Source organism: Microbulbifer agarilyticus S89, from assembly GCF_000220505.1.
Classification (GTDB): Bacteria; Pseudomonadota; Gammaproteobacteria; order Pseudomonadales; family Cellvibrionaceae; genus Microbulbifer; species Microbulbifer agarilyticus_B.
In genome coordinates this window covers 47,387-69,884 of record NZ_AFPJ01000036.1, presented here as the reverse complement: position 1 = coordinate 69,884, position 22,498 = coordinate 47,387, and the positions used below count along the sequence as shown (strand labels likewise).

The window sequence follows — 22,498 nt, the reverse complement described above, 5'->3', positions numbered from 1 at the left end:
TACTCTTTCGTTCTTTACTAAGTGTTATTCGTCGCCTGCGGCAGACGAATAATCTGGCGCAATACCGCTGCCGTCACCAGACAATGGGTACAGAATCTCATCGCGGTAGCCAGTGACTACCCGCACAAAACCACTCCAGGCCTCGTCCAGTGCCGGATCCCCGCTATCAATCAGCAGCGGGCGGCCGCCCAGTTCGGTGACCTTTGTTTTGGTGGCCACCACCAACAGGTTTTCCCGGCCAACGCTGGTCAAAACCTGCGGATTAAGCTGCTGGTTACCGCGACCAATCAAATGGCCCTGACCACCGATGGCGGTAAGAATAATCTTTACCGGGCGCTCAGGGTTAGCTTCACAGTGCTGCGCGATTGCCTGCACTATTTGCGGGGCGCTCACATCTGCCGCCACCAGGGAACCGTTGCACCAGAGGTCCACCCCCAACAGCGTCCCCTCCGCACCCAACTCGTTCAGCACCGCAAGGGTCGTAGAACCGGGCCCGAATACATACAGGGTCTCCGGGTCCAGCTCGTCGATTTCTTCCACCATCTGCGCGGCGATGTCTGCCACTGCCAGCTCTTCGACTTCGCGGCCGGCATTTTTTACTGCCTGCAAGAATTGTCCTTCTTCCGGCACCAGTAGTTCACCGTAGAAGCGTGTGCTTACCCTCCCTTCACGAAAGGATTTTTCATCGATATCGCGCACTTCGCGCTGGTGTAAATCCACCAGCTCACCGGACATCAGCCGACGCAGTACCTCGCCTGCCGCCCGCGGGGAAATCGCAAAGCATGCGGAGTGCATTTTTACCCCGGCGGGAATCCCCAGCACAGGAAAGCCATCGCCCAGTGCATTGACCATATTGCGCGCGGTGCCGTCACCACCAGCAAACACAATCAAATCCGCACCGGCATCGCGAATTGCTGCGGCGGCCAACTCAGAGTCGGCTGGCGTTGAGCGCTCACCGGCTGCAGCACCAATAACATTCACGGTAAAGCCCAGCGATGCTGCCAGGTCCTCACCCATATCGCCGGCAAAAGTCACAATTTGCAATGCATCACTAAACGGTTGCAACGCACTTAGCGCTATTGTCGCACGCTTGTGCGATTGCGGCTCGATACCCGCCGCCAGAGCGCGTGTCACGGTGTCTGCACCATCGCTCCCTTTGAGTCCGGCAGGGCCGCCAACTCCTGCCCAGGGGTTGATGATAAGTCCGAGTTTTTTAAGCTTCACTTGAGCCCCAGTATTGCCAGTTGCGTACGCACCGCCTGGTCGAGATTCGGTAACTGTACGGGCGATGGCAAAGTGTAATGTGAGAATTCCAGACGCTTGGGGTACTGTTTGCGAAGCTGATCAAACGCAAGAGGTAAAGGTTCACCGCCGCTGGCCGCAGTCTGCGCCGCAGCGCGCAGGCGCGCATCGTCCTGGCGCGGGTCGTACATCGACAACAGCAATTCACGCATTGCCGCAAAGCCCGACTGGTCGCTGGTCAACAGTGACTGCTCCAGCGAATGCTCTGAGCTGGCCTCTTGCGCGGTTGCTGCCACAGGCAGGTCCAGCGCCTGGTTGAGCGCCTCGCGAATCATGCGCGTCCCCGCCAGCTTGCCATCGTGACTGTAGCCGGCGATATGCGGGCTGCCGAGGTTTACGCGTTTGAGCAACTCCGCATCCATATCCGGTTCGTTTTCCCAAACATCCAGCACTGTGGTAAACGACGTATCCCATTCGCGTAGCGCGAGATTGTCGATCACTGCACCACGGCCGGCGCTGATCAGCACCGCACCGGGGCGAATACGATCCAACGCCTCGCCATCAATCATATGCAGGCTGGGGTGCGGGCCATCTTTCACCAGAGGAGCGTGCAGGCAAATCACATCCTGCTGCAGGACCTCTTCGAGCGGCGCGCTATCCGGGTTATCGGTTTTCCAGGGGTCATAAATTTTGCACTGGATATCTAACGCATGCAGTTTGCGCTGCAGCGACCCACCGACGTTGCCACAACCAACAATGCCGAAATTGCGCCCGCGCCAATCGACATCCAGCGCCGCCAGTGCGCAGAACACGTACTCCACCACGGAATTAGCATTACAGCCTGGGGCCGCACTCCAGGCGATACCCTGCTGCTCCAGCCAATGCGTATCCAGGTGATCGGTGCCAATCGTGCAACTACCGACAAAACGCACCGGCGTATTCGCCAGCAGCGCTTGGTTCACCTGGGTGACCGAGCGCACCAGCAAAATATCCGCATCCACCAATTGCGAAGCCGAAAGACCGCGCCCCTGCGCACGCACAATCGTCCCGAGATCACCAAACCACTGTTCAAGCCCGGGAATGTTTTCATCGGCGACGATGGTGAGTGGCGTTGCAATTGATGTTGTTTGTGTTGTTGCTGCGGTGGCGTTATGGCTCATGGCTTCTCGTATATCGTTAAAAGTCAGTATCTAGTCCAGACGGGTCAGGTCACAAGCTCGTCGCGCATGTTCGTCAGCGTACGGGAAATTTTGTTGGCGAGCCCACCAATACCGAACTCCTCAGCCAGGGCAATCGCCAACTCAGGATCGGAGGCATTGTGGGCTAGCGCTTCAGACGTCACCCCCACAGGCACATCGTAAGCCAACTGCGCGAGCTGCAACGCTATGCGAATCTGGCCCTCATGTTCCGCCAGTTTGCCCACCAAACCCTTGGCCCCGCGAATTTTGAGGCCCGCTACGCGCTCTCGGTTTGCCAGTAATTCATCGACGGAGCGAAACTCGCTTAGTAAGCCCGCTGCCGTCTTGGCACCAATACCGGGTACACCCGGGATATCGTCGATGCTGTCGCCGACCAGAGCCAGATAGTCGGCGATTTGCTCGGGGCGCACACCGAATTTCGCTTCTATCTCGGCGCTTTCCATATATGCGTCGGCGGCAAAGTCCCACAGGCTCGCTGCGCCGCGACTGAGCAACTGCCCCAGGTCTTTGTCGCGGGTAACGATCACTGGCGCCTCCCCCTGTTCGGCACAGATCCTGGTCAGGGTGGCGAGAATGTCGTCTGCTTCATAACGCGCACTGGCGAAGCTGGCGATACCGAGGGCCTCGGCCATTTCCCGGCATGCAGCGAGCTGAAAAGCGAGCGCTTCGTCCGGCAATACCCGACTGCACTTGTAGTCCGGATATATCTCGTTGCGGAAGCAGCTACCGAGGGATTCATCGAATGCGCAAGCGATACCTTCGGGCCGGCGCGCCAATAGATCCAGCAAGAAATTACTGAAGCCGTATACCGCTTCGGTGGTGTAACCGGAGCGACTTTCCCAATTTGGGGGCAACGCAAAGTAGTAGCGGAAAATATATACAGAGGCATCCACCAGATAAATCTGCTTCACCCGAGGTCCTCCAGTCGAAATTGCGTCTGCTTGAACGGGTCTGGCTGGCCAAAAGCCTGTGCGAGTGAGCGCGCAAACAGCTCGGCGCGCGCATTGACGCCCTCGGTACAGTAATTCTGCACCTGCTGCCAAATTGCACGTTTGAAACCTGCACTCGGGCCAAGCCCCGCATCCAGATTATCCGCACTTACCCGGAAACCCAGGCCGCAAGCGCGCGCGAAAATCCACTCCAGTGCCTGGGGCTTTACTTCCACCCGTTCAAATTCCGCTTGCTGCTCGGCACTGCGCCCATCCGGGGCATACCAGTAACCGTAGTCCGGCTGCTTGCGCCGCTCGGCGCCCGCCACACACCAATGCGCGGCTTCATGCAGTGCGCTGGCTGGGTAATCCCGGGTAAATTGCACGCAATGTGTCTCACCTGGGTTCTGCCCCGGGCGGTAGTAAGGTTCAGGGTAGCCACCCTCAAGACGGGTATTGAGGCTGTCGGCGGCGGCAAAGCACCCATTGAATACGATGACTATACATTCAGTCACAGATCGTGGCGAAACGTCACCCATTTCCTCGCGGGGCTCCGCAGGATGGTATGGAACTTGCTCATCAATAACCGTATTCGACAAAACGTGTGGCTACTCTCTTCTGGGGACGCTCGTACTGCTCGGGGCGGTCTCTGCGCACGGCTGCTCATAGTTCAAGACTGGCAGAGAAATTCCTGCAGAAATGCCCGGTTGGCGCGGACTATATCAGCGAGTGCGCCGGGATCAAGGCTGGGAACACTGATGCTGAGAGATGGTCCAATACCCAGTTGGTAGCCGCTTCCGGCCCATTCCATCAAAAAGGAGACATTTAGTAGTAAACAACCCCATTCCGCTGGTTGTATTTCTGCGGATCAGAATATACCTTTGGACACAGGGATACCGGAAACCTACTCCCGTTTGATGCGGTGTTTTTTGCAGCGCTCCGCGGTTGTTTTCGGTTGCGGTACCGGCTTCCCAGGGAGGCAAAAAAGTTGCTCCCGGAGTCTGGATTCGGCGATGGCCGCCCGGCCCTCGCACGCTATCCCTACGCCGGCTGCACCTCATAAGTAGTACAAGACCTTCCCGCCCTACTACCGGCCCTGCAAGGAGGTGCTCTATGACCGACCACAGTACCAACAACGTGGTTGACCTCTTCACCGGCAAGCCAATCGAAACTTCAGAGAATCTGCGGTTTATCCGTCTTTCTCCGGAGCTCGACGGCTTGGAAATGCTCTACTCCAACAATTCCAGTGGGACAGATCTCTACAGCCTGAAAATCCTTTGCTGGGGCCTGCGTGCCAACGGCGAGGTGGTCGGGTTGGTTCCCTGGTTAAACTCCATTGTGGCCTGCCCGGATATTCAGGATCCCCTGGATGGACGGTTTGAAGGCTATTACGACCCGGGCATCGAGGAGATCTTCCACGAGCCCCCCATCCATAAGATCGTCGAGCTGGAGACTGCGGCGGAATACTTCGAGTACGAAAGCAATCAGGCAGACGAAGTTGTTCAGGAAGTTCCCGACACCATTGGCACCCATGCGGTGTTTATGGATGCCGACAAGGAAAACCTGACCCTTACGGAAGTCGTGAGCTGGCGCCTATTTGCCAGCGGAGAGATCCACGGCATGCTGATTGATCACAATAGTGTGGAGACCACGCCGGTGCTGCCCGGGGACGAGTGCCTGTACTCGGCGCAGGAGTCCGAATGTTTCCGCTACTTCTTCCAACACCACATCGCCAACAAGATCAAATCTGAGGACCCGGAGGCCCTTGCTGCGATCGCGGCGCTTGTCACTTCGCCCTAGCAACTACTTCCCTACACATCACGTAAAACAAGGGCGACCAGTGGTCGCCCTTGTTATTTCCGCCGCTTGATAGACCGAGGAGCGCGTTCAGCTGTCCGCTTTTTTGATCCAATAAACGAACTCGTCATTTTCTTCCAGGTGCTTCACCAATTCGTAGCCGAGGAACTGGCAGAACTTCGGTATGTCCCGCTGAGTCGATGGGTCTGTGGCAAACATCTGCAGTACCTCACCAGCAGCGACCTTGCGTACAGCGGTGTGCAGCATCATTACGGGTTCCGGGCACAGCAGGCCGCGGGCATCAAGGGTGTGTTGTGACTTCATAGGGGCTATTGTCGGCGATTTCATGAGCCGCGTCATCCGCGGTACTCGGACTCACCAGTCTGCGCAGCGGAACGCACTGAAGACTAAACTGCTGGGTGTGGGATCACCACGCCCAAAGGCTCGAAAAGACACAAGTACTTGCCAGTCACTTACCGGGTACTCTAAAGTCGATCGTAACTTTGAATGATGTATGTATGAATGGTGTATGAATTGCGATGATTTACGTATTGATTGAGCGGGAAATTGCCCAGGATCTGGAGTCTACGTACGAGGAGGCCGCGCGCCGGCTACTTACCAATGCCTACCAGACCACTGGATTCGTGGACGGCCATACCTATACCGAAATGGGCAATCCGCTGCGCCGCTTCACCATGTCGCGCTGGAAGTCGGTCCTGCACTGGCAACACTGGTATGGCAGCGAGGAACGACGAGAGCAAATGGCTCAGCTCGCCCCCATGCTCGCCCACGAAGAAAAGATTACGATTCTTGAAGACGCATCCACTGCCGCATCTGGTCAGCCGCAGCCTGCCAGTGTTGTGACTGGGTAAAGCCACTGGCCTTGCGTGGCTTGAGGTCGTGATCCCCATCCTCCAGCCAGTGCATTTGAATCCCACTCCCCAAAGCGTAACCGTCAACTTCTTCCCGGCTCCCAAGCTTGTCTCGGGTGCCCTGCACAATCAGGGTGGGGCTGGTTAATGGCTGCAGATGTTCGGTGCGTAATTTTTCTGGTTTTCCGGACGGGTGGAAGGGGTACCCAAGACAGATGGCTCCTGCCACCTTCCCGCCGTCAAAATTGTCCTGTACCAGCATGCTCGCTACGCGCCCTCCCATAGATTTGCCACCGATGTACAGCGGTGCCTGAGGCAGCGTGGACTGCGCCCGGTCAATCTGGTTCTGAAAGTGCGCCAGTAGCTCGTCCATCTTGTTGGGTGGTCGGCGCTTACCGGTTTCCCTGCGCTCCGCCATGTACGGAAACTCAAAACGCACAACACCCAGGTTCCGCTCTACCAGCAATTGCGTCAGCGCCTGCATAAAATCGCTATCCATCGGTGCGCCGGCACCGTGGGCAAACAGGAACCAACCAACCGGCGGCGTTTCCGGTTGATCAATCAGCCAGCCATCTGGCCCCGCCATCAGTGGTCACCATCTTTGGAGATGTCCCTGGGAATGTCCTCGGCCAGAATCAGGTTGACCGACTCCTCACCCGGCTCAAACCAAATCACGATGGTTTTGTCTTCCAACTGACGACGCAGGCTGGAAACCTTAGCGTCAAGGCTGACTTCCCGCTCGCCGTAGTCGGTACCATCGCGGGTCGCATACTCTTCCAACAGGTTTTGCAGGGTTTCGGGTGGGAGTTGTTTGAATGGAATAATCATCGGGGTATCTGTAAGGCAACTTCTGCAGCAGAACATATCAGATTAGGCGGCGGTAGGTCTCTAAGCGCGTCGCAGTGATCGCCCGCAGCAAAGCGCAGTCAAACCCAGCGTTACCCAAGCCCAAAACGAAAAATGCCCCGAATTTCGGGGCATTTTCATCGCTGGATCCTTAACGGATCAGGACTTGGGCTTGCGGAAGCGTAGGGTCATACGGTCGCTCTCGCCGATGGCCTGGTACTTCTCCTTGTCTTCATCACCCAATGCCAGACGGGGTGGCAGGGTCCAGACGCCCTTCGGGTGTGCCGCGGTATCTTTGGGGTTGGCATTCACTTCGCTGGCTTCTTCGAGCACAAACCCAGCCTTGGTCGCCAGCTCAACAACATAGTCCTGGGTCATGTAACCACTGGACATCATGTCCTCACGGGAAGTGTCCGGTTTAGCCCGATGCTCAACCACACCCAGTACACCGCCTGGCTTCAGCGCCTTGTAAAAGGTTTTGAAGGCTGCAGCTTCATTGTCACCGCGCATCCAGTTGTGCACGTTACGGAAGGTCAGCACCGCGTCCGCAGTACCCGCCGGGGCGATTTCCAGGTCCTGACCCGGAGCGAACTCGGTCATCACGACCTTGCCAAAAGTATCCTTGTTGTCTGCCAGCTTCTTTTCAAAGTTTTCGCGGGAACGCTTGAAATAGCCGACCTCGGTCTCTTTGGGGAAGTGCGCGGCGTATAGCTTGCCCTCCGCCTGCAGCAGCGGAGACAGAATCTCGGTGTACCAGCCGCCGCCTGGCCAAATTTCCACCACGGTCATGGTGGGCTTCACCTGGAAAAATTCGAGGGTTTCGGCCGGGTGACGGAATTCATCGCGCGCAGCGTATTCTGCAGTGCGCTTGTCGCTCGCCACCGCATCCTTGATCGCGTCGGCCTGAACAGCGCCAGCCGTAGTCGCCGCAAACGCGATACCGGCAAGCCAGTGAGTCAATTTCATCAGGGGTCTCCTCGATTGAGCCTGGTTAGAATTATTTTCTTCACCGCCAGATTCAACACCCTGCCCCTCCCCATGTAAAGTCGCTTGGAGGCGAATATCGACTAAATGAGTGCTATTCACGTTTTTTGCCCCCCGGGGGTCACACTGGCTACAATTCATCTCACGAACCATTGCACAGTGTTAAAAGCGCCAGTAAGGAAGCCCTCATGCAACAGCACTTCGTCATTTCGATTATCAGCGACGACAAGCCCGGCGTGGTGGAGATGCTCTCCGCCGTAGTGGCAGAGAACGGCGGCAACTGGGAAGACAGTCGCATGGCCCATTTCGCCGGCAAATTCGCCGGGATCGTAAGGTTGAGCGCCACCGCACAGGACAGCCCACGTCTGAAAGCGGCACTGCACAACCTGGCCGGCGCAGACTTCAAACTGCAAATCGAGGACGCCTTGGCGGTGGCAGCAGATAGTCGACAGACCCTGCAGCTGAAGCTGGTGGGCAATGACCGTCCGGGCATCGTAAAGGAAATCTCCCGTGCGCTGGCTGCGCGCAAAATCAATATGGAGACGCTGGATACGCGCTACGGCAGCACCCCGTGGAGTGGCGAGCCGCTGTTTTCCGCCGAATGCACCATCAGTGTGAGCGAAGATGTCAGTATTGACGGCCTGCACGACGAACTAGACGAAATCGCCGATGAGCTTGGGGTCGAGATAGACTGCGAAGAGACCTCCTCCGCGTTATAATCCGCGCCCGTCATGACCCATGCGGTTGCGGGCCCGGCTGACCTTGTCTTGGTTTTGGGTACTCGATACCGTCGATACCTCTGACGACGCTAGTGTCGGCTCCGCCGACATGCATGCATTATCAAAGCAGTGCCCTTAACCAACCATTAGCTATGTTCAAAATCGTTCTCTACCAACCAGAGATTGCCCCGAACACCGGCAACATTATTCGCCTGTGCGCCAACACCGGTGCAGAACTGCACCTGATTGAACCTCTGGGCTTCGCCATGGATGACAAGCGCCTGCGCCGCGCTGGGCTCGACTACGCCGAGTACAGCCGGGTTGTGCGCCATCGCGATTGGCAAGCGTTTGTGACTGCAGAGCAGCCCAAGCGCGTGCTGGCGCTCTCCACCAAGGGCAGCAAACCCCATTCTGAAGTCGAATTCCGCGCGGATGATGCGATTGTGTTTGGCCCGGAAACTCGCGGTCTGCCTGCCGAATTTCTCGCGATGACGGGACAGGAACACACCCTGCGCATCCCCATGTGCGCCAACAGCCGCAGCATCAACCTGTCCAATGCCGCGGCGATTGTTATTTATGAGGCCTGGCGACAGCTTGGCTATGTGAACGCGCAGTAGATCATGAAACCAACAGACACCACACGCGCCCCGATCGGGCTGTTTTATGGATCCAGTACCTGTTACACCGAGATGGCTGCGGAAAAAATTCGCGAGCGTATCGGCGACGAATGGATCGACCTGCACAATGTGGCCAGCGATGATGTCGCGGAGATGCAGGACTACGATTTCCTGATTCTCGGCATCCCGACCTGGGACTACGGAGAGCTCCAGGAAGATTGGGAAAACTGCTGGGATCAGTTGGCTGCGATGAATTTAAGCGGCAAAAAGGTCGCCTGCTACGGGTTGGGTGACCAGGAGGGCTACCCACAGTGGTATCAGGATGCACTTGGCTACCTGCACGCACAGGTGGTCGCTGTGGGTGCAAAAGCCGTGGGCTACTGGTCTGCTGACGGATACGAATTCGAAGAGTCCAAGGGGCTGACCCCGGATGGCGCCCAGTTTGTGGGCCTGGCACTGGACGAAGAGAACGAGTTTGATCGCACCGACGAGCGCCTGGACCAGTGGTGCGCACAGATCATGCACGAGTTCGGCCTGCAGTAACACTCTGCCAAAATCACTTATCAATCACTTATTAAGTAGCTCGCTACCGTAATTTGCTGCCACATGGGCGATCAAACTCAACCAGACAATAAACCGGTAAGCCACGCACAACTGGAATGGCGCGACAATGGCCAACCGGTGTCCAGGGCATTTGACGATATCTATTTTTCCACCGCCTCGGGCTTGGAAGAAACCCGCCACGTTTTTCTTGCGCAAAATCACTTGCCGGAACGCTGGGCGGCTTTAACAGAAAATGCCGTATTCACCATCGGCGAAACCGGTTTTGGCACCGGCCTGAATTTTCTCGCTGCCTGGCAACTTTGGCATGACACAGCACCGGCATCGGCGCACCTGCATTTCGTCAGCGTAGAGAAGTTCCCCCTACACCCCAAAGACCTGGCAAGGGCGCTGGCAATGTGGCCGGCACTCGAACCCTTGAGCCGCCAGCTTATTGCGCAATATCCAGCCTACCTTGCCCCCGGGGTACACCGTATTGACCTCACGCCCAATGTCCATTTGACGCTGGTCATTGGCGAGGCCAGCGATGGTTTTCACTCCCTCTCCCTGGATGACGTCAATCGCGATCGCTGGGTCGACGCCTGGTTCCTGGATGGTTTTGCCCCATCGAAAAACCCGGAGATGTGGAGCGAGGCCCTGTTTCAGTCGATCGCCGCACTGAGTGCTCCAGACTGCACATTTGCCACGTTTACCTGCGCTGGGATCGTGAAGCGCGGCCTGAAGTCCGTGGGGTTTGCGCTGGAGAAGGTGCCCGGCTTTGGGCGTAAACGGGAAATGCTGCGCGGCAGGTTTGCAGACGCTGCCGAAACCGCCACCGATTCCACAACAAGCGCGTCCTCCACTTACCAGAGAACTCCCTGGCACTTGCCCCCAAACTCGGGAACGGCTGCGAAACCCAATACCGTGGCCATTATCGGTGCCGGTATCGCTGGTGTCTCTGTGGCACGCGCACTGGCTGCACGCAATTATCAGGTTACCGTGTTCGAACAGGGCGAACATCCCGGCAGTGGCGCCTCGGGCAATGATCAGGGAATCTTGTACGCGAAGCTATCGCCGAAACCGGGCCCCAATGGAGATTTCAACCTCCAGGCGCTGCAGTTTGCACAGCGCTACTATCCGCGCCAGTGTCCAAACGCAGCACATTTCGAGGGTTTGCTGCAGCTGGCGCAGAGCGGAAAGGAACAGCAGTTACAGCAGCAAATCTGCCAACAACTGCAACTCGATGACACGAGCCTGTTGGCGCGACCGGTCAGCGCCGAGCAGGCATCTGAATATGCGGGTGTCCCCCTGCAATTCCCTGGGCTGTATTTCCCTCACGCCGGCTGGCTGCGACCGCGCCAAGTCTGCGAGGCGCTTTTGCAGCACCCCAATATCCAGACACGCTGCGGCACGCGCATTCGTGATGCTGTATACGAAGGGGGCTCTGAAGGAAAAGCGCAATGGAAGCTGCACCTTGCTGGCGTCGAGCAAACGCAGCCTTTTGATGCTTTGATCTTGTGTACCGCGAACTTCAACCGCCAGTTTCCGCAGACGGCGCCCCTGCCGCTACAGCCCATTCGCGGGCAGGTCACCTTTGCAGAGGCAACTACCACATCAGAGAAACTGAAGATCGCATTGTGTGGCGAGGGCTACATTGCTCCAGCGGAAACCCGGCATGCGCAGCACAGCTTTGGTGCCACCTTCAAGCTCAAGCAGTCGGAAACAGAGATTCGCCAGGAAGAACACGAAGAAAATCTCGCGACCCTTGCATCACTGCTGCCGGGGTTCGCACAGGAGTTCGCGGAGCAAACGCTACGCGGGCGCGCAGCAGTGCGCGCCGCCACCCCGGACTATCTGCCGATGGCCGGGCCAGTGGCGCAATGGGAAGAGCTGGAAAATTCCTATGGTGCCCTGCGCAAAAATCGCAAGCAGCTGATTGGCAAGCGTACCCCGTACCAGCCAAACCTGTATGTGCTGGCTGGGTTGGGGTCGCGAGGTTTCACTTATGCACCGCTGGCCGCGGAAGTGCTCGCAGCCTGGATAAATCGCGAGGCCATGCCGGTGTCGCAAGACCTGGTTAAAGCATTGCACCCAATGCGCTTTGCCATTCGCGCACTGGGTAAAAACCGGGAAATTTAGCGCTCTTCGGCAAGTGTAGGGACTTGCAGCAATGTGCCGCTACCGGAACCACAGGCAACAATCGATTTCATCGCCGCCTCAACGGATACGTGGGGCAAAATTTCTACGCAGTCGGGAGGCAAGTGATACACGAAACCCGAAGTGGGTACCGGGGCCGTGGGTACATATACGGTGTAATCACCATTGTCATGGATTGATGTGACGATTGCGGTGACCGAAAGCGGGTTACTCGCCCCATGAATCCGTGCCCGTGCCACAGGCCCGGAGAGCACGCCCTCGGTGCCACCCCCACCAATAAACTGCAACACCAGGTCCTTGATGGTGTTATAACCCGGTGCCAGCTTACCCAGCCAAAAATCCAGGTGCTTGTGTATCCAGCGCCCGACGCTGGTCTTGACCAGCAGGCCAATGACAAAGCAGATCCCCAGACTCAGGGCTATGACGATCAGGCGGGCAAAGCTATCCTTGAACTCGGTATGCGCCTGCATCCATTGTGTGGCCGGCGCCACCAATTCGCTGATCTGGCCAAACAACCACTGGAACAGCAAAATAAAAATCGCGATCGGTAGTACGACGGCCAACCCACCCAACAGGGTCAAAGTGATGAAAGCTTTTATTCTGGTCATAACACTGTATTAATCGAAAACTGACAAAAACCGGCACAACACCAGCGAACCCCGGATAACCGTATCAAAGCATGAAAATACCTCTCGCGGCACTGCTCTGGCTCACATTGTTTACTCCGGCACTGTCTACTCCGGCATTTGCCGCAGCTACCCCGGGACCCGTGGATTTCGAGGTGCTGGAGCGCAAACCCCGCCCAGACGACCGGTTTACCCAGGGCCTCTTCTTTGACGGCGAGCGCTGGCTGGAGAGCAGCGGCCTGTATGGACGCTCCTGGCTGGCGGAGTATACCGACCCCAGTGCTAACCCGGTAAGACGAAAATGGCTTGCGGGTAATCGCTTTGCCGAAGGACTCGCCGTATTCAATGACTACCTCTATCTGCTGACCTATCGCGCAGGCGAGCTGCAGATTTACGATCGCCGTAACTTCAACCTGGTGCACCTCCTGCACTACAAGGGCGAAGGCTGGGGACTGACCAGCGATGGTGAATCACTGATCATGAGCAACGGCAGCAATACCCTCACCTTCCGTACACCAGACGGGTTCAAGGTCACCCGTCGCCTCAAGGTTACGGGAGGCGGGCAGAATTGGTCCCTGTTAAATGAACTGGAGTATGTAAACGGCCTCATCTGGGCCAATATCTGGCAGGATTCCCGGGTAATCGCGATTGATCCTGAGACGGGGAAAGTTCGAGGCTGGATTGATCTTGCAGAGCTCGCCAAGCAGAGCCTGCGCGGACGGCAGCATGTGGACGCAGTTGCCAACGGAATCGCCTGGGACGAGGGCCGCAATGGGCTCTGGGTAACGGGAAAGTACTGGCCCGACCTCTACCTGTTGCGCCCGCAGGGGCTCGGTTTTGACTCTGCGGAAGAAGATAGCGGGACGCAGTAACGTAGGTACGACAGTCAGTTGCGGTAATAGTCGATCACGGTCAGGAAACCGCCGCTACGCATCGACTCCAGCGCAGGACCTCGCATCTGCAGCCGGTAACCGCGTCGCTGACGCTCGAGTGTGACGCCGTCCATTCCCTGATCGCCATCAAACAGCATCGCCTGCTGGCCATTTGCCGCCCGCCACTGTACCCCCTCTACGTTACGCATTCCCGGCAGTTCAATTGTCAGGGCCTGCAGGTCCACAGGCAGCTCACGCATTTCCATGCGCGCAATACCCGATGACGTCGCCAGGGAGTAGTTCAACTGATGGGCAGGGGCAGGCTTCCACCCCAAATGGGTATCGGCCACCGCTGACTGGGCAAGGCTGCGGGGGTTAATGGGCTCTGGCTGATTGGACACACAGCCGGCCAGGCTGAGCAAAAAAAGAGCAGCCAGTGTGCGAAAAATAGGCGTCGACTTCATTGTCATTGCGCGCATAGCATTATCCTTATCTATGTCGGCCTTGCCCGGATTATAGCTCAAGGTCTCATTTTTTGGACAAACAGGGCGCCAACAGCGAGGCAAGCCACGCCAATTTTTATCAATCAAAACCGCAGTGCTCGTTCGCATTCGGCCAAAACCAGGCGGTATACTCACGCCATGAATGACGCCCTATCCCCGCCGCAAATAACGCCCCAGTCGTCCCCCGACTATATTCTCGAGCACACCTTTGGCTACACCGATTTCCGCGGTGACCAGAAGGCCATTATTGACACGCTGGTAAGCGGGCAAGACGCTCTCGTGCTTATGCCCACCGGCGGGGGTAAGTCGCTGTGCTATCAGATTCCCGCTCTGGCGCGCCCGGGCTGCGGTGTAGTGGTTTCGCCACTGATTGCCCTGATGCAGGATCAGGTCGAAGCGTTGCGTGCCGTGGGCGTGGCCGCAGGTTTTCTTAACTCTTCCCTCGACTATCAGGAAGCGCAGGCGCTGGAGACGCAGCTGCTGCAGGGCGACCTTGACCTCCTGTACCTTGCACCGGAGCGCCTGCTGCAACCCCGCACATTGGATCTGCTGAGCCAGGCAAACATCTCCCTGTTTGCGATCGACGAAGCCCACTGTGTTAGCCAGTGGGGCCACGACTTCCGCGCCGACTATCTGCACCTCTCATGCCTACACGAGCGCTTCCCCAGCGTGCCACGAGTGGCCCTCACCGCCACCGCGGATCAGCGCACCCGGCAGGAAATTGCCAGGCGTCTCGACCTGGAGAATGCCCAGCATTTTGTCAGCAGCTTTGACCGCCCCAACATCCAGTACCGAATTGCCGCCAAGGACAACCCGAAACGGCAGCTGCTGCAGTTCCTCAGGCAGGAGCATGAGGGCGATGCCGGTGTCATTTACTGCCTGTCTCGCAATAAAGTTGAGACCACTGCCAGCTGGCTACAGCAGCAGGGCTTCAATGCCCTGCCCTACCACGCCGGCCTCTCGAGCACGGTGCGCGCCGAGCACCAGCGCCGATTCCTGCGGGAAGACGGCGTTATCGTGGTCGCCACCATCGCCTTCGGCATGGGAATCGACAAACCCGATGTACGCTTTGTGGCGCATTTGGATTTACCGAAAAGTATCGAAGCCTATTATCAGGAAACCGGCCGCGCCGGCCGTGATGGCGAAGCAGCCTCAACGCTGCTGTTGTATGGACTGGAAGATGTCGTAAAACTTAACCAGATGAACGCCAGCTCGGAGGGCAGTGAAGAGCACAAGCGCCAGGAGCGACAGCGTCTGGATGCAATGCTGGGCCTGTGTGAGATCACCAGTTGCCGACGGCGGGCGTTGCTGCGCTACTTTGGCGAGGAGCTCGAGCAAGACTGCGGCAATTGCGATACCTGCCTGAATCCGCCCGTCACCTGGGATGCCACCGACGCCTCGCGCAAGCTGCTGTCCTGTATTTACCGCACTGGCCAGCGCTTCGGCGCCGCTCACGTGATCGACGTACTGCGCGGCGCAGACACGGAGAAAATTCGGCAGTTTAACCACAACCAGGTTTCCACCTACGGGATCGGCTCAGACCTGAGCGCCAACGAGTGGCGTGCGATCGCGCGCCAGCTGGTAGTACGGGGGTACTTGCAGGTAAATGCGCAAGCCTTCAATGCCCTGCAACTCGGCGAGCTGTGCCGGCCGGTATTGCGCGGCGAAGAATCATTGCACCTGCGCACCCTACCCAAGGCATCGAAAGCGGGGTCGCGCTCTGGCAAAGACGGCCGCCAGACCGGTGCCACCGTGGAGGTGACAGTAGAGGATAAGCCGCTCTGGGATGCGCTGCGGGCCCTGCGCAAGTCACTGGCTGATGACCTGGGCGTGCCGCCCTATGTGGTGTTTCACGATGCGACATTGCGGGAGATGCTGAGCGCGAGGCCACGCAACGAGGACGAGATGTTGGCTATCTCCGGAATTGGCGACAGCAAACTGGCGCGTTTTGGTGCTCCCTTCCTGGCTCTGCTGGCAGAGTTTGGATCGGTCACCAATGCCGACTCTTAATAACCTAGAATCGAAACGCGCCATAGGGAATGATGGAGCGCATTGGGAGTACCCCGGCAAACCGCTCTTGGAAAACAATAATCTATGAAGAAATTTATCCTGACCCTGCTTGCCATCATCGCAGGGCTGCTCATTCTACTGTCACTCCTGGCCCCGACTCTACTCGGCTTTTCGATTACCCAACTGAGTAATGCCGTGCGCGTCTCCACGGGCATGGGCGCCAAGCTCGCCTGCTCAGGGCGCTACCTTTCCGGTTTTAGCCACACCCGTAACCTCGACGACCTCGCTTCCTACTCCCCAGCCAACCGGTTGCTTGATCTCGAGTACGACGACCAGGTCAAGCGCGTGACCGCAACACTGATGGGTATGGGGGAAACCAGTGCGACCTACCGCCCGGGACTGGGTTGCACACTGGATATCGGTGATACCAGCGCCCTGGATGACGTGACAACTACCCCCATCGCTCACTCCGCTGCCGCCTGGCCACGGGGCAACACCGTCACCAGCATCGTGCCGGATCAACAGCAGCGCCTGGAAGCGATCCTGCAACAAGACAATCACGCAGGTTTAAACACCCGCGCGCTGTTGGTGGTCCAGGATGGCGAACTTGTTGCGGAAGCCTATGGTGAGGGCATTACACCGGAAACACCACTGCTGGGCTGGTCCATGGGCAAAAGCCTGACCGCCATGATGGTGGGCCGCCTGCAAGCACTGGACCCGCAGGTGGATATGTCGCGACCCCTGTTTCCCCAGTGGAATGATGACCGCAGTGCCATCAGCATGGAAGATTTACTGCAGATGTCTTCGGGGCTGGCGTTCGACGAAACCTACGCTCCCGGGAGCGACGCTACCAGGATGTTGTTCCGCGCCCACAGCGCCTCAGATATTGCCCTGCAAAGCCCGCTGACCAAGGCTCCCGGTGAGTACTTCTCCTACTCTTCGGGCACCACGAACCTGCTGTCGCGGTGGATCTACGACCGGCTAGGTGCAACGCCGCAAAGCAACATGGACTTTTTCTACCAGCAGATACTCGCCCCACTGGGTATGCGTCATACAACGTTTGAAGTAGACGGCAGCGGCGTGTTTGTGGGCAGTTCCTATATCTATGCGTCGGCCCGAGACTGGGCGCGCCTGGGTCTGCTCATGCTGCAAAATGGGGATTGGAATGGCGAGCAGTTGCTAAGTGCTGACTGGGTGACTGACGCGCAGACACCCAACCAGAGCGACAACGAGCCCCGCTACGGCTACCAGTTTTGGCTCAATAGCGGAGGGGATGAACTGCGCTACCCGGAACTACCGGCCGATAGTTACTTCATGCTGGGTAACCGCGAACAGATCGTCATGATTTCACCGTCCACCAAAACCGTTATGGTGCGCCTGGGGTGGTCCAAAAAGAACTACCCCACCGGTGAGAATTTTGCGCAATTTCTACCGTAAAGGCTGCTTTGAGGCCTAACGCGGCAGCTGGGCTTCAACCACCTGTGCTGCCTGGTCGGAAACCCCAAGTCTGTCCGCGAGCGCGGCCATATAGGCTTTTTCCTGCGGATTATCCGGGTTGATAGTCATGGCTGAAACCAGGTACAGATTAAATGCGGTGGCCGGATCGTCCACCGCCTCGACCACTTCGTCCAAGCTAATCGGCGTGGTGAGGAAGGTGCGCAGCTCTTCCAGCTCGCTGCTGTCGAGCTGACCTTCCAGGGCTTGCATGATATTTCGCTGCTCCGACTCATCAATGCGGCCATCGGCCTGTGCCGCAGCCACCATGGCTTTCAGCATCAGCTCCGCCTGTTCACCTCCGGCTGCGCCATTTGCCGCCTCAGTATTCACAAAGCCAAACAAACCTCCTTTGCCCTGAGGCTCCAGCTTGTTCCACCCACCCGGGTTGTTTTGCGGCCCCTGCGGCCCCTGCTGACCGAACTTGCCGCCGGCACCACCAAAAATTTGGCCGAGTATCTCTCCCAGCCCACCCATTCCGCCGCCACTCGGTGCGGCACCACCGGGCGCTCCGCCAGGCATCCCTCCCGGGACGGCACCACCAGACTGCTGCATTTGGGCAAATATACGCCGCGCCATTTCCATCAGTACTGCGGCACCTCCAGCCCCTGCACCTGCAGGCACGGCTCCACCGAAAATATCGCCACCGCTCCCGCCACCACCCGGCGCATTACCTGGAGAATTGCCCGGTTTGAAACCGCCTGGCTGGCCCGCACGCGCAAGAATGTCCTCCAGACTGGGTGAACCATCAGTCGCACCCGGCTGTTTCGGTGGCGCCACCTTGGAGAAGTCTGGAGGCGGTGTGCCGGGAGCAGGCGCCGATTGCTGCCGAATCTTTTTATTCAGCATGGACATACCTGCCCCAATCAAGGCACCCAACAAAAGCTTCTTGTTCATCGCCCAACGCCTCCTGTCCACTCGCAGTAGCAGAGATAAAATCAGACCAAACTGTAGAGTCCGCCAGATTCGGCCACCAGATTTGTGTCATCTTGATTTTTGCACTGGAACTGCTTGGCTTTGTGGTTACAATCGGCCACCAGTTTTACCCCTGGAGTCACAGCCGGCGAAGCGGTTGCGACGAATGGACATTCAGAACTTTTAAGGACCGCTATGATTCTCGCCCTGATCGCCATCGTTGCCGGATTTATCCTGCTGATGTGGAGTGCTGATCGCTTTGTCGATGGCGCTGCTGCAACGGCAAAACATGCCGGTATGCCGCCACTGCTGATCGGTATGGTGATCGTGGGGTTTGGCACCTCTGCGCCGGAAATGGTGGTGTCTGCCATGGCCGCCCTGGACGGTAGCCCTGGCCTGGCGCTGGGTAACGCCTACGGTTCCAATATTGCCAACACCGGCCTGATTCTGGGTACTACTGCGCTCATTATCCCCCTGACCGTCCACAGTAAGATCATCCACAAAGAACTGCCGTTGCTGTTGGCAATCACCTGTTTAACTGCAGCATTCTTCTGGAATGGTGGGCTTAGCCGCACCGAGTCCTTCATTCTGTTGGCCGGCTTTTTCGGCGTGATTGGTTGGTCCATCTATTCTGCGATCAAAGGTAAAGGCGACGAAATCGAAGGGGGCATGGAACAAAACCTGGAAGAGCACGACATGCCACTGGGCAAGGCGCTGTTCTGGGTTGTGGCGGGCCTGGTATTGCTGATCGTGAGTTCGCGCATGCTGGTGTGGGGCGCGGTGACCATCGCCCAGCAGCTCGGCGTCAGCGACCTTATTATCGGCCTCACTATCGTCGCCCTAGGCACGTCATTGCCAGAGCTGGCCGCCACCCTGGTGGCGGCGAAGAAAGGCCAGCACGATATCGCCATTGGTAATGTGGTTGGCTCGAATATGTTTAACCTGCTGGCCGTGGTCGGCATCGCGGGCGCCATCGCGCCGATGCCAGATGTACCGCATGAGCTCATTACTCGGGACTGGCCAATGGTAATGGGTCTCACCATTGCCCTTTTCATCTTTGGCTACGGGTTTCGCGGGCGCCAGGGGCGCATCAATCGCGTGGAAGGCGCCATCCTGCTGGCAGCCTATTTGGCCTATACGTCCTATCTCGCCTTCGAAATCACCACCAAGGCAGTCGCCTGAGCAGCAAAGCCTGAACCGGTATTAACGGCGCTCAAGCCGCCGAATTCTAGCGCGGAGCTGCTCGATCTCATCGAGTAGCTCCAGTGCCAAGGCGGCACCTGCGTGATTCACCCCCAGATCCCTTTCCAGCCGGTACACGCGTCGAACTCGGCGGACACAGATACCACTGAACTGCACTCCACCACCTTGGGTTTCCGCATCAATGACGCCCTGATCCACCAGGCTCATCACCTGCTCGGCAGATAGCCCACAGGCGGCACACAGCTCGCGGAGCGTCATGCGGCTTTGCTCATCCAGAATTTCGACTTGCCCAATCCATTGATCATCAGACTGCATATTCGAGCCTCTCTTTACACACCGCTTCTTGGGTCAAACTGGAAGGCGCCCTGAAAATTGCGATACGCCTCTTTCTCTGCATCCGTATTCGCTGGTGGCGTCACCACATCCAGAACCACATACAGATCGCCCGGCTCTTTCGCCGGTAGCCCCTTGCCCTTCAAGCGCAGCTTGCCACCATTCTTGCTATTGGCAGGCAGCGTCAGATTAAGAGTGCCGTCTGGCGTTTGCACAGGAACCTTGCCGCCGAGTGCAGCCTCCCAGGGCGCCACCGGTAGGTCCAAATAGACCGTTTTCCCTTCAACACTGAACCGGGAGTGTGAATTGAATACGATTTCCAGGTAGAGGTCGCCGGGCTTGCCGTCGCCAATACCCGGCTGCCCCTGGCCAGCGAGACGAATCTGCTGTCCCTCCGTCACACCTTTTGGAATCGTGATATTGAGCTTGCGCTCTTTGATTTCAGGGCGTCCATCGGGACCAAGCTCCGAATGCTTGAGTGAAATTTGTCGCTTGCTGCCGCGATAGCTATCTTCGACATCAATGGCAATCTTCGCGTGCGTATTTTCCCCCTGCGCGTGAAACTGTCCTCCACCTTGATGAAAGCCGCCCTGATGAAATCCACCTTGATGAAAGCCGCCCTGGTGCGCACCCCCGTGCTGAAATCCACCCCTGCCAAATAGACTCTCAAAAAAGTCGCTGAATGCTTCCGGGTCCGCATCGGTGTAACCACCTCCGCGAAACTCAAACCCCTGATCCCAGTCGGGTGGCGGACGAAAGTCCTCGCCGCTATTCCAGCTTTTACCCAGCTGATCGTAGGCTGCGCGCTTCTCTGGATCTTTTAACACTTCATACGCTTCGCTCACTTCCTTGAAGCGCTCTTCCGCATCATCCTCTTTACTCACATCCGGGTGAAACTTGCGCGCCAGTTTGCGATAGGCCCGTTTGATTTCATCTTGCGCTGCGGTGCGCTCGACACCGAGTATCTGGTAGTAGTCGCGGTACTCCATGAACAGACCAGTCCATTAACTTCGAAACTATCTAAAGAAAAAGGCACCCGAGGGTGCCTTTTCCGTTCTTCCGTGAACGCTATCTATTAACTGCGGTTAGCAATTAAAAAGAGTAGCCAACACCCAGGTTGAAGATCCATGGGCTGTAGTCGACGCTTGAAGTCACTGCGCGTCGACGCGATGTCAGCGGATCAGTGACTATTGTTTCGGTGAAGTAAGTGGTCAGATCGGTATCGGCATCGATGTACAGTACTGCCGCATTCACCAGGAAGGCACTGTCACGACCGAAGCGGAAATCTACGCCCGCCTGGCCAGCAATACCCCAGGAATGTCCCAGGCCGTATTGAACATTACGAATATCCAAGCCAAGCAGCGGATCATTGATCGTGTCACTCAACGCAGCGCGGATATTCTCATCACTAAAATCGGTGTAGTTCACACCAATACCAATATATGGCTGACCCAGGCAATCACGGCTCAGTGGGTACCAGTTTACAAATGCGTTGGAATATTCCGCATCAAAACTACCAACCCGGAAACGCTCATCGGTATAGATGAAACCATCCGAATCACGAATACCTCTGATGTCGAGATCGTGGTTAGTAGACCCGATATACATCAGCTCTACGCCCCAGTGTTCCGCCGGCAACCAGGCGCCAGAAATGTTCCAGGTGGTATCCGAATCAACATCGAAATCAGCACCAAAAACATCGTCACTCAAGCGGAACTGCTTGTCGTCGTCATTGGCATCAACCCAGCTGGCACCAACACGAACAACAAAATCTCCATCACTCCACATATCAGCAGCTGCATGCTGGGCACTAACCATGGCAGCAACAGCGATCGCAAGCGGTGTCAGAACGCGTGTCATTTTCATTGAGAACTCCATCGTATTCGGCAAATTAAACAGCAATTAACCCAATCACTTGTCAGTCTAGACACGGAAGCGAACCGCTGTAGAAAAAACAACCAAAAAAAATCTTCAGTTGTGGAACTTTTGCGCGTTTCTGTCGTGCACTTCGTTAATTACAAATAACGATACGCCGGGCGTGAAAATCCACAGCATAGAAACACAAACCGTAGGCAGGGAAAAACGTGCCATTTTTGATAAAAATAGCGCCAAACCAGGGAGCAAAGATGAAACTCGCGCCAGGGATGCGTTCGCACAAACCGGCGCGTAGAAAGAAGAGGAAATTTTCCGTCAGCTATTCAAGCGTCAGGTTTTTTTGAAAACGGAACGTCGAGAAAGGTAAAGAAATGTTGTGAGAAAAAAACGGGCCGGATTTCACCAACCCATAGCCCTGCCCCTACACACCTTACCCCTTGCCACCACCAAGGCACTGCGGACTTTCCGGGGCCTGCCCCTGCCATTCTTGCGGTGTGTATAAATGAAGGGCGAGGGCGTGGATAGGGCCCGCCATTTCCTCGGCTAGCACTCCGTACACTTTCTGGTGACGCTGCACCTTACGCAGGCCGTCAAAGTCACTACTAACCAGCACCACTCGAAAATGCATTTCCGCCCCTTCCGGTACGTTATGCATATGGCTCTCACACTGTACCTCTATATGCGAGGGCGCCAGCTCTGATGAAAGTTTTTCCTGAATCTGTTGTGCAAGTGACATGGTCTTCTCTTGGATAACGAATTGGGATT

25 protein-coding genes are annotated in these 22,498 nt (G+C 57.0%); 10 read left to right on the top strand and 15 right to left on the bottom strand.

Annotation, left to right across the window (positions count from 1 at the left end; genetic code table 11):
- Positions 1–24: 24 nt before the first annotated feature.
- The 4 genes from AS89_RS0111290 to AS89_RS0111275 are packed head-to-tail and all read right to left on the bottom strand — an operon-like array spanning position 25 to position 3,885.
- On the bottom strand, positions 25–1,224 hold the full coding sequence (locus tag AS89_RS0111290) for an ATP-NAD kinase family protein (protein WP_010132748.1): 1,200 nt from the start codon (positions 1,222–1,224) through the stop codon (positions 25–27).
- The gene (locus tag AS89_RS0111285; RefSeq protein ID WP_010132747.1) at positions 1,221–2,402 is read right to left on the bottom strand and encodes a 4-phosphoerythronate dehydrogenase; all 1,182 of its coding nucleotides are present in this window, start codon (positions 2,400–2,402) and stop codon (positions 1,221–1,223) included. Before AS89_RS0111285 ends, AS89_RS0111290 begins: the two co-directional genes overlap by 4 nt.
- Before the next feature lie 44 nt (positions 2,403–2,446).
- Positions 2,447–3,352 (bottom strand): 5'-3' exonuclease, encoded by a 906-nt coding sequence (locus AS89_RS17390; RefSeq protein ID WP_010132746.1) that lies wholly within the window; start codon positions 3,350–3,352, stop codon positions 2,447–2,449.
- The gene (locus AS89_RS0111275; RefSeq protein ID WP_237709677.1) at positions 3,349–3,885 is read right to left on the bottom strand and encodes an elongation factor P hydroxylase; all 537 of its coding nucleotides are present in this window, start codon (positions 3,883–3,885) and stop codon (positions 3,349–3,351) included. Before AS89_RS0111275 ends, AS89_RS17390 begins: the two co-directional genes overlap by 4 nt.
- A 598-nt stretch (positions 3,886–4,483) precedes the next feature.
- Here AS89_RS0111275 and AS89_RS0111270 point away from each other — a divergent pair.
- On the top strand, positions 4,484–5,170 hold the full coding sequence (locus tag AS89_RS0111270; protein ID WP_010132744.1) for a hypothetical protein: 687 nt from the start codon (positions 4,484–4,486) through the stop codon (positions 5,168–5,170).
- A gap of 87 nt (positions 5,171–5,257) precedes the next feature.
- Here the strand turns inward: AS89_RS0111270 and tusA are convergent, their stop codons facing one another.
- The gene (gene tusA, locus AS89_RS0111265; RefSeq protein WP_010132743.1) at positions 5,258–5,491 is read right to left on the bottom strand and encodes a sulfurtransferase TusA; all 234 of its coding nucleotides are present in this window, start codon (positions 5,489–5,491) and stop codon (positions 5,258–5,260) included.
- Between the two features lie 215 nt (positions 5,492–5,706).
- Here tusA and AS89_RS18440 point away from each other — a divergent pair, with 215 nt between their 5' ends.
- A complete protein-coding gene (locus AS89_RS18440; protein ID WP_010132742.1) occupies positions 5,707–6,039 on the top strand; it encodes an antibiotic biosynthesis monooxygenase family protein in 333 nt (110 codons plus the stop codon).
- On the opposite strand, the gene AS89_RS0111260 is transcribed toward AS89_RS18440, so the two are convergent.
- The 3 genes from AS89_RS0111260 to AS89_RS0111250 form a co-directional block, all read right to left on the bottom strand.
- Entirely contained in the window at positions 5,969–6,625 is a 657-nt protein-coding gene (locus AS89_RS0111260) for an alpha/beta family hydrolase (protein WP_010132741.1), read from the bottom strand. The genes AS89_RS18440 and AS89_RS0111260 overlap by 71 nt on opposite strands.
- Positions 6,625–6,867 carry a YheU family protein gene (locus AS89_RS0111255; protein ID WP_010132740.1) on the bottom strand — a complete coding sequence of 81 codons (243 nt, stop codon included), beginning with the start codon at positions 6,865–6,867 and terminating at the stop codon, positions 6,625–6,627. The genes AS89_RS0111260 and AS89_RS0111255 overlap by 1 nt, the downstream gene beginning before the upstream one ends.
- A 177-nt stretch (positions 6,868–7,044) precedes the next feature.
- Complete coding sequence (locus tag AS89_RS0111250) at positions 7,045–7,851, bottom strand: class I SAM-dependent methyltransferase (RefSeq protein WP_010132739.1); 807 nt, start codon at positions 7,849–7,851, stop codon at positions 7,045–7,047.
- Between the two features lie 206 nt (positions 7,852–8,057).
- Here AS89_RS0111250 and AS89_RS0111245 point away from each other — a divergent pair, with 206 nt between their 5' ends.
- The 4 genes from AS89_RS0111245 to mnmC all read left to right on the top strand — a co-directional run bounded on the left by AS89_RS0111245 (position 8,058) and on the right by mnmC (position 11,884).
- Positions 8,058–8,588 carry a glycine cleavage system protein R gene (locus tag AS89_RS0111245; RefSeq protein ID WP_010132738.1) on the top strand — a complete coding sequence of 177 codons (531 nt, stop codon included), beginning with the start codon at positions 8,058–8,060 and terminating at the stop codon, positions 8,586–8,588.
- Between the two features lie 152 nt (positions 8,589–8,740).
- Positions 8,741–9,205, top strand: coding sequence for a tRNA (uridine(34)/cytosine(34)/5-carboxymethylaminomethyluridine(34)-2'-O)-methyltransferase TrmL (gene trmL / locus AS89_RS0111240; protein ID WP_010132737.1), 465 nt, complete (start codon positions 8,741–8,743; stop codon positions 9,203–9,205).
- A 3-nt stretch (positions 9,206–9,208) separates the two neighbouring features.
- Positions 9,209–9,748: a flavodoxin FldB gene (fldB, locus tag AS89_RS0111235; RefSeq protein WP_010132735.1), complete on the top strand. Its 540-nt coding sequence runs from the start codon at positions 9,209–9,211 to the stop codon at positions 9,746–9,748.
- 63 nt (positions 9,749–9,811) lie between these two features.
- Positions 9,812–11,884, top strand: coding sequence for a bifunctional tRNA (5-methylaminomethyl-2-thiouridine)(34)-methyltransferase MnmD/FAD-dependent 5-carboxymethylaminomethyl-2-thiouridine(34) oxidoreductase MnmC (gene mnmC / locus AS89_RS0111230; protein ID WP_010132734.1), 2,073 nt, complete (start codon positions 9,812–9,814; stop codon positions 11,882–11,884).
- Here the strand turns inward: mnmC and AS89_RS0111225 are convergent.
- Positions 11,881–12,510, bottom strand: coding sequence for a DUF502 domain-containing protein (locus AS89_RS0111225; protein WP_029249963.1), 630 nt, complete (start codon positions 12,508–12,510; stop codon positions 11,881–11,883). The genes mnmC and AS89_RS0111225 overlap by 4 nt on opposite strands.
- A gap of 71 nt (positions 12,511–12,581) precedes the next feature.
- Between AS89_RS0111225 and AS89_RS0111220 the strand changes: the two genes are divergently transcribed.
- Complete coding sequence (locus tag AS89_RS0111220; protein WP_010132732.1) at positions 12,582–13,400, top strand: glutaminyl-peptide cyclotransferase; 819 nt, start codon at positions 12,582–12,584, stop codon at positions 13,398–13,400.
- Between the two features lie 14 nt (positions 13,401–13,414).
- Here AS89_RS0111220 and AS89_RS0111215 read toward each other — a convergent pair whose 3' ends face one another.
- Complete coding sequence (locus AS89_RS0111215; RefSeq protein ID WP_010132731.1) at positions 13,415–13,879, bottom strand: hypothetical protein; 465 nt, start codon at positions 13,877–13,879, stop codon at positions 13,415–13,417.
- Between the two features lie 162 nt (positions 13,880–14,041).
- On the opposite strand from AS89_RS0111215, the gene recQ reads away from it, so the two are divergent.
- Together recQ and AS89_RS0111205 are read left to right on the top strand one after the other, a co-directional pair.
- Entirely contained in the window at positions 14,042–15,913 is a 1,872-nt protein-coding gene (recQ, locus tag AS89_RS0111210; protein ID WP_010132730.1) for a DNA helicase RecQ, read from the top strand.
- Between the two features lie 84 nt (positions 15,914–15,997).
- Positions 15,998–17,350 carry a serine hydrolase domain-containing protein gene (locus tag AS89_RS0111205; RefSeq protein WP_010132729.1) on the top strand — a complete coding sequence of 451 codons (1,353 nt, stop codon included), beginning with the start codon at positions 15,998–16,000 and terminating at the stop codon, positions 17,348–17,350.
- 15 nt (positions 17,351–17,365) lie between these two features.
- Here the strand turns inward: AS89_RS0111205 and AS89_RS19055 are convergent, their stop codons facing one another.
- Positions 17,366–18,304: a DUF533 domain-containing protein gene (locus tag AS89_RS19055; protein ID WP_010132728.1), complete on the bottom strand. Its 939-nt coding sequence runs from the start codon at positions 18,302–18,304 to the stop codon at positions 17,366–17,368.
- A 213-nt stretch (positions 18,305–18,517) separates the two neighbouring features.
- Between AS89_RS19055 and AS89_RS0111195 the strand changes: the two genes are divergently transcribed.
- Entirely contained in the window at positions 18,518–19,504 is a 987-nt protein-coding gene (locus AS89_RS0111195) for a calcium/sodium antiporter (RefSeq protein ID WP_010132726.1), read from the top strand.
- A gap of 21 nt (positions 19,505–19,525) precedes the next feature.
- On the opposite strand, the gene AS89_RS0111190 is transcribed toward AS89_RS0111195, so the two are convergent.
- From AS89_RS0111190 to AS89_RS0111175, 4 genes are all read right to left on the bottom strand, one after another.
- Complete coding sequence (locus AS89_RS0111190; RefSeq protein WP_010132724.1) at positions 19,526–19,840, bottom strand: chaperone modulator CbpM; 315 nt, start codon at positions 19,838–19,840, stop codon at positions 19,526–19,528.
- A gap of 14 nt (positions 19,841–19,854) precedes the next feature.
- Positions 19,855–20,847, bottom strand: coding sequence for a DnaJ C-terminal domain-containing protein (locus AS89_RS0111185; RefSeq protein ID WP_010132722.1), 993 nt, complete (start codon positions 20,845–20,847; stop codon positions 19,855–19,857).
- A gap of 103 nt (positions 20,848–20,950) precedes the next feature.
- Positions 20,951–21,724, bottom strand: coding sequence for an OmpW/AlkL family protein (locus tag AS89_RS0111180; RefSeq protein WP_010132721.1), 774 nt, complete (start codon positions 21,722–21,724; stop codon positions 20,951–20,953).
- A 439-nt stretch (positions 21,725–22,163) separates the two neighbouring features.
- On the bottom strand, positions 22,164–22,469 hold the full coding sequence (locus AS89_RS0111175) for a BolA family protein (protein ID WP_010132720.1): 306 nt from the start codon (positions 22,467–22,469) through the stop codon (positions 22,164–22,166).
- Between the last annotated feature and the right edge of the window lie 29 nt (positions 22,470–22,498).

What these genes read in the sequence shown, in the direction of transcription:
- AS89_RS0111285 (WP_010132747.1), bottom strand. Translation starts at nt 2,402, where the DNA reads ATGAGCCATAACGCCACCGCAGCAACAACACAAACAACATCAATTGCA.
- AS89_RS0111270 (WP_010132744.1), top strand. Translation starts at nt 4,484, where the DNA reads ATGACCGACCACAGTACCAACAACGTGGTTGACCTCTTCACCGGCAAG.
- tusA (WP_010132743.1), bottom strand. Translation starts at nt 5,491, where the DNA reads ATGAAGTCACAACACACCCTTGATGCCCGCGGCCTGCTGTGCCCGGAA.
- AS89_RS18440 (WP_010132742.1), top strand. Translation starts at nt 5,707, where the DNA reads ATGATTTACGTATTGATTGAGCGGGAAATTGCCCAGGATCTGGAGTCT.
- AS89_RS0111260 (WP_010132741.1), bottom strand. Translation starts at nt 6,625, where the DNA reads ATGGCGGGGCCAGATGGCTGGCTGATTGATCAACCGGAAACGCCGCCG.
- AS89_RS0111255 (WP_010132740.1), bottom strand. Translation starts at nt 6,867, where the DNA reads ATGATTATTCCATTCAAACAACTCCCACCCGAAACCCTGCAAAACCTG.
- AS89_RS0111250 (WP_010132739.1), bottom strand. Translation starts at nt 7,851, where the DNA reads ATGAAATTGACTCACTGGCTTGCCGGTATCGCGTTTGCGGCGACTACG.
- AS89_RS0111245 (WP_010132738.1), top strand. Translation starts at nt 8,058, where the DNA reads ATGCAACAGCACTTCGTCATTTCGATTATCAGCGACGACAAGCCCGGC.
- trmL (WP_010132737.1), top strand. Translation starts at nt 8,741, where the DNA reads ATGTTCAAAATCGTTCTCTACCAACCAGAGATTGCCCCGAACACCGGC.
- fldB (WP_010132735.1), top strand. Translation starts at nt 9,209, where the DNA reads ATGAAACCAACAGACACCACACGCGCCCCGATCGGGCTGTTTTATGGA.
- mnmC (WP_010132734.1), top strand. Translation starts at nt 9,812, where the DNA reads ATGGGCGATCAAACTCAACCAGACAATAAACCGGTAAGCCACGCACAA.
- AS89_RS0111225 (WP_029249963.1), bottom strand. Translation starts at nt 12,510, where the DNA reads ATGACCAGAATAAAAGCTTTCATCACTTTGACCCTGTTGGGTGGGTTG.
- AS89_RS0111220 (WP_010132732.1), top strand. Translation starts at nt 12,582, where the DNA reads ATGAAAATACCTCTCGCGGCACTGCTCTGGCTCACATTGTTTACTCCG.
- AS89_RS0111215 (WP_010132731.1), bottom strand. Translation starts at nt 13,879, where the DNA reads ATGCGCGCAATGACAATGAAGTCGACGCCTATTTTTCGCACACTGGCT.
- recQ (WP_010132730.1), top strand. Translation starts at nt 14,042, where the DNA reads ATGAATGACGCCCTATCCCCGCCGCAAATAACGCCCCAGTCGTCCCCC.
- AS89_RS0111205 (WP_010132729.1), top strand. Translation starts at nt 15,998, where the DNA reads ATGAAGAAATTTATCCTGACCCTGCTTGCCATCATCGCAGGGCTGCTC.
- AS89_RS19055 (WP_010132728.1), bottom strand. Translation starts at nt 18,304, where the DNA reads ATGAACAAGAAGCTTTTGTTGGGTGCCTTGATTGGGGCAGGTATGTCC.
- AS89_RS0111195 (WP_010132726.1), top strand. Translation starts at nt 18,518, where the DNA reads ATGATTCTCGCCCTGATCGCCATCGTTGCCGGATTTATCCTGCTGATG.
- AS89_RS0111190 (WP_010132724.1), bottom strand. Translation starts at nt 19,840, where the DNA reads ATGCAGTCTGATGATCAATGGATTGGGCAAGTCGAAATTCTGGATGAG.
- AS89_RS0111185 (WP_010132722.1), bottom strand. Translation starts at nt 20,847, where the DNA reads ATGGAGTACCGCGACTACTACCAGATACTCGGTGTCGAGCGCACCGCA.
- AS89_RS0111180 (WP_010132721.1), bottom strand. Translation starts at nt 21,724, where the DNA reads ATGAAAATGACACGCGTTCTGACACCGCTTGCGATCGCTGTTGCTGCC.
- AS89_RS0111175 (WP_010132720.1), bottom strand. Translation starts at nt 22,469, where the DNA reads ATGTCACTTGCACAACAGATTCAGGAAAAACTTTCATCAGAGCTGGCG.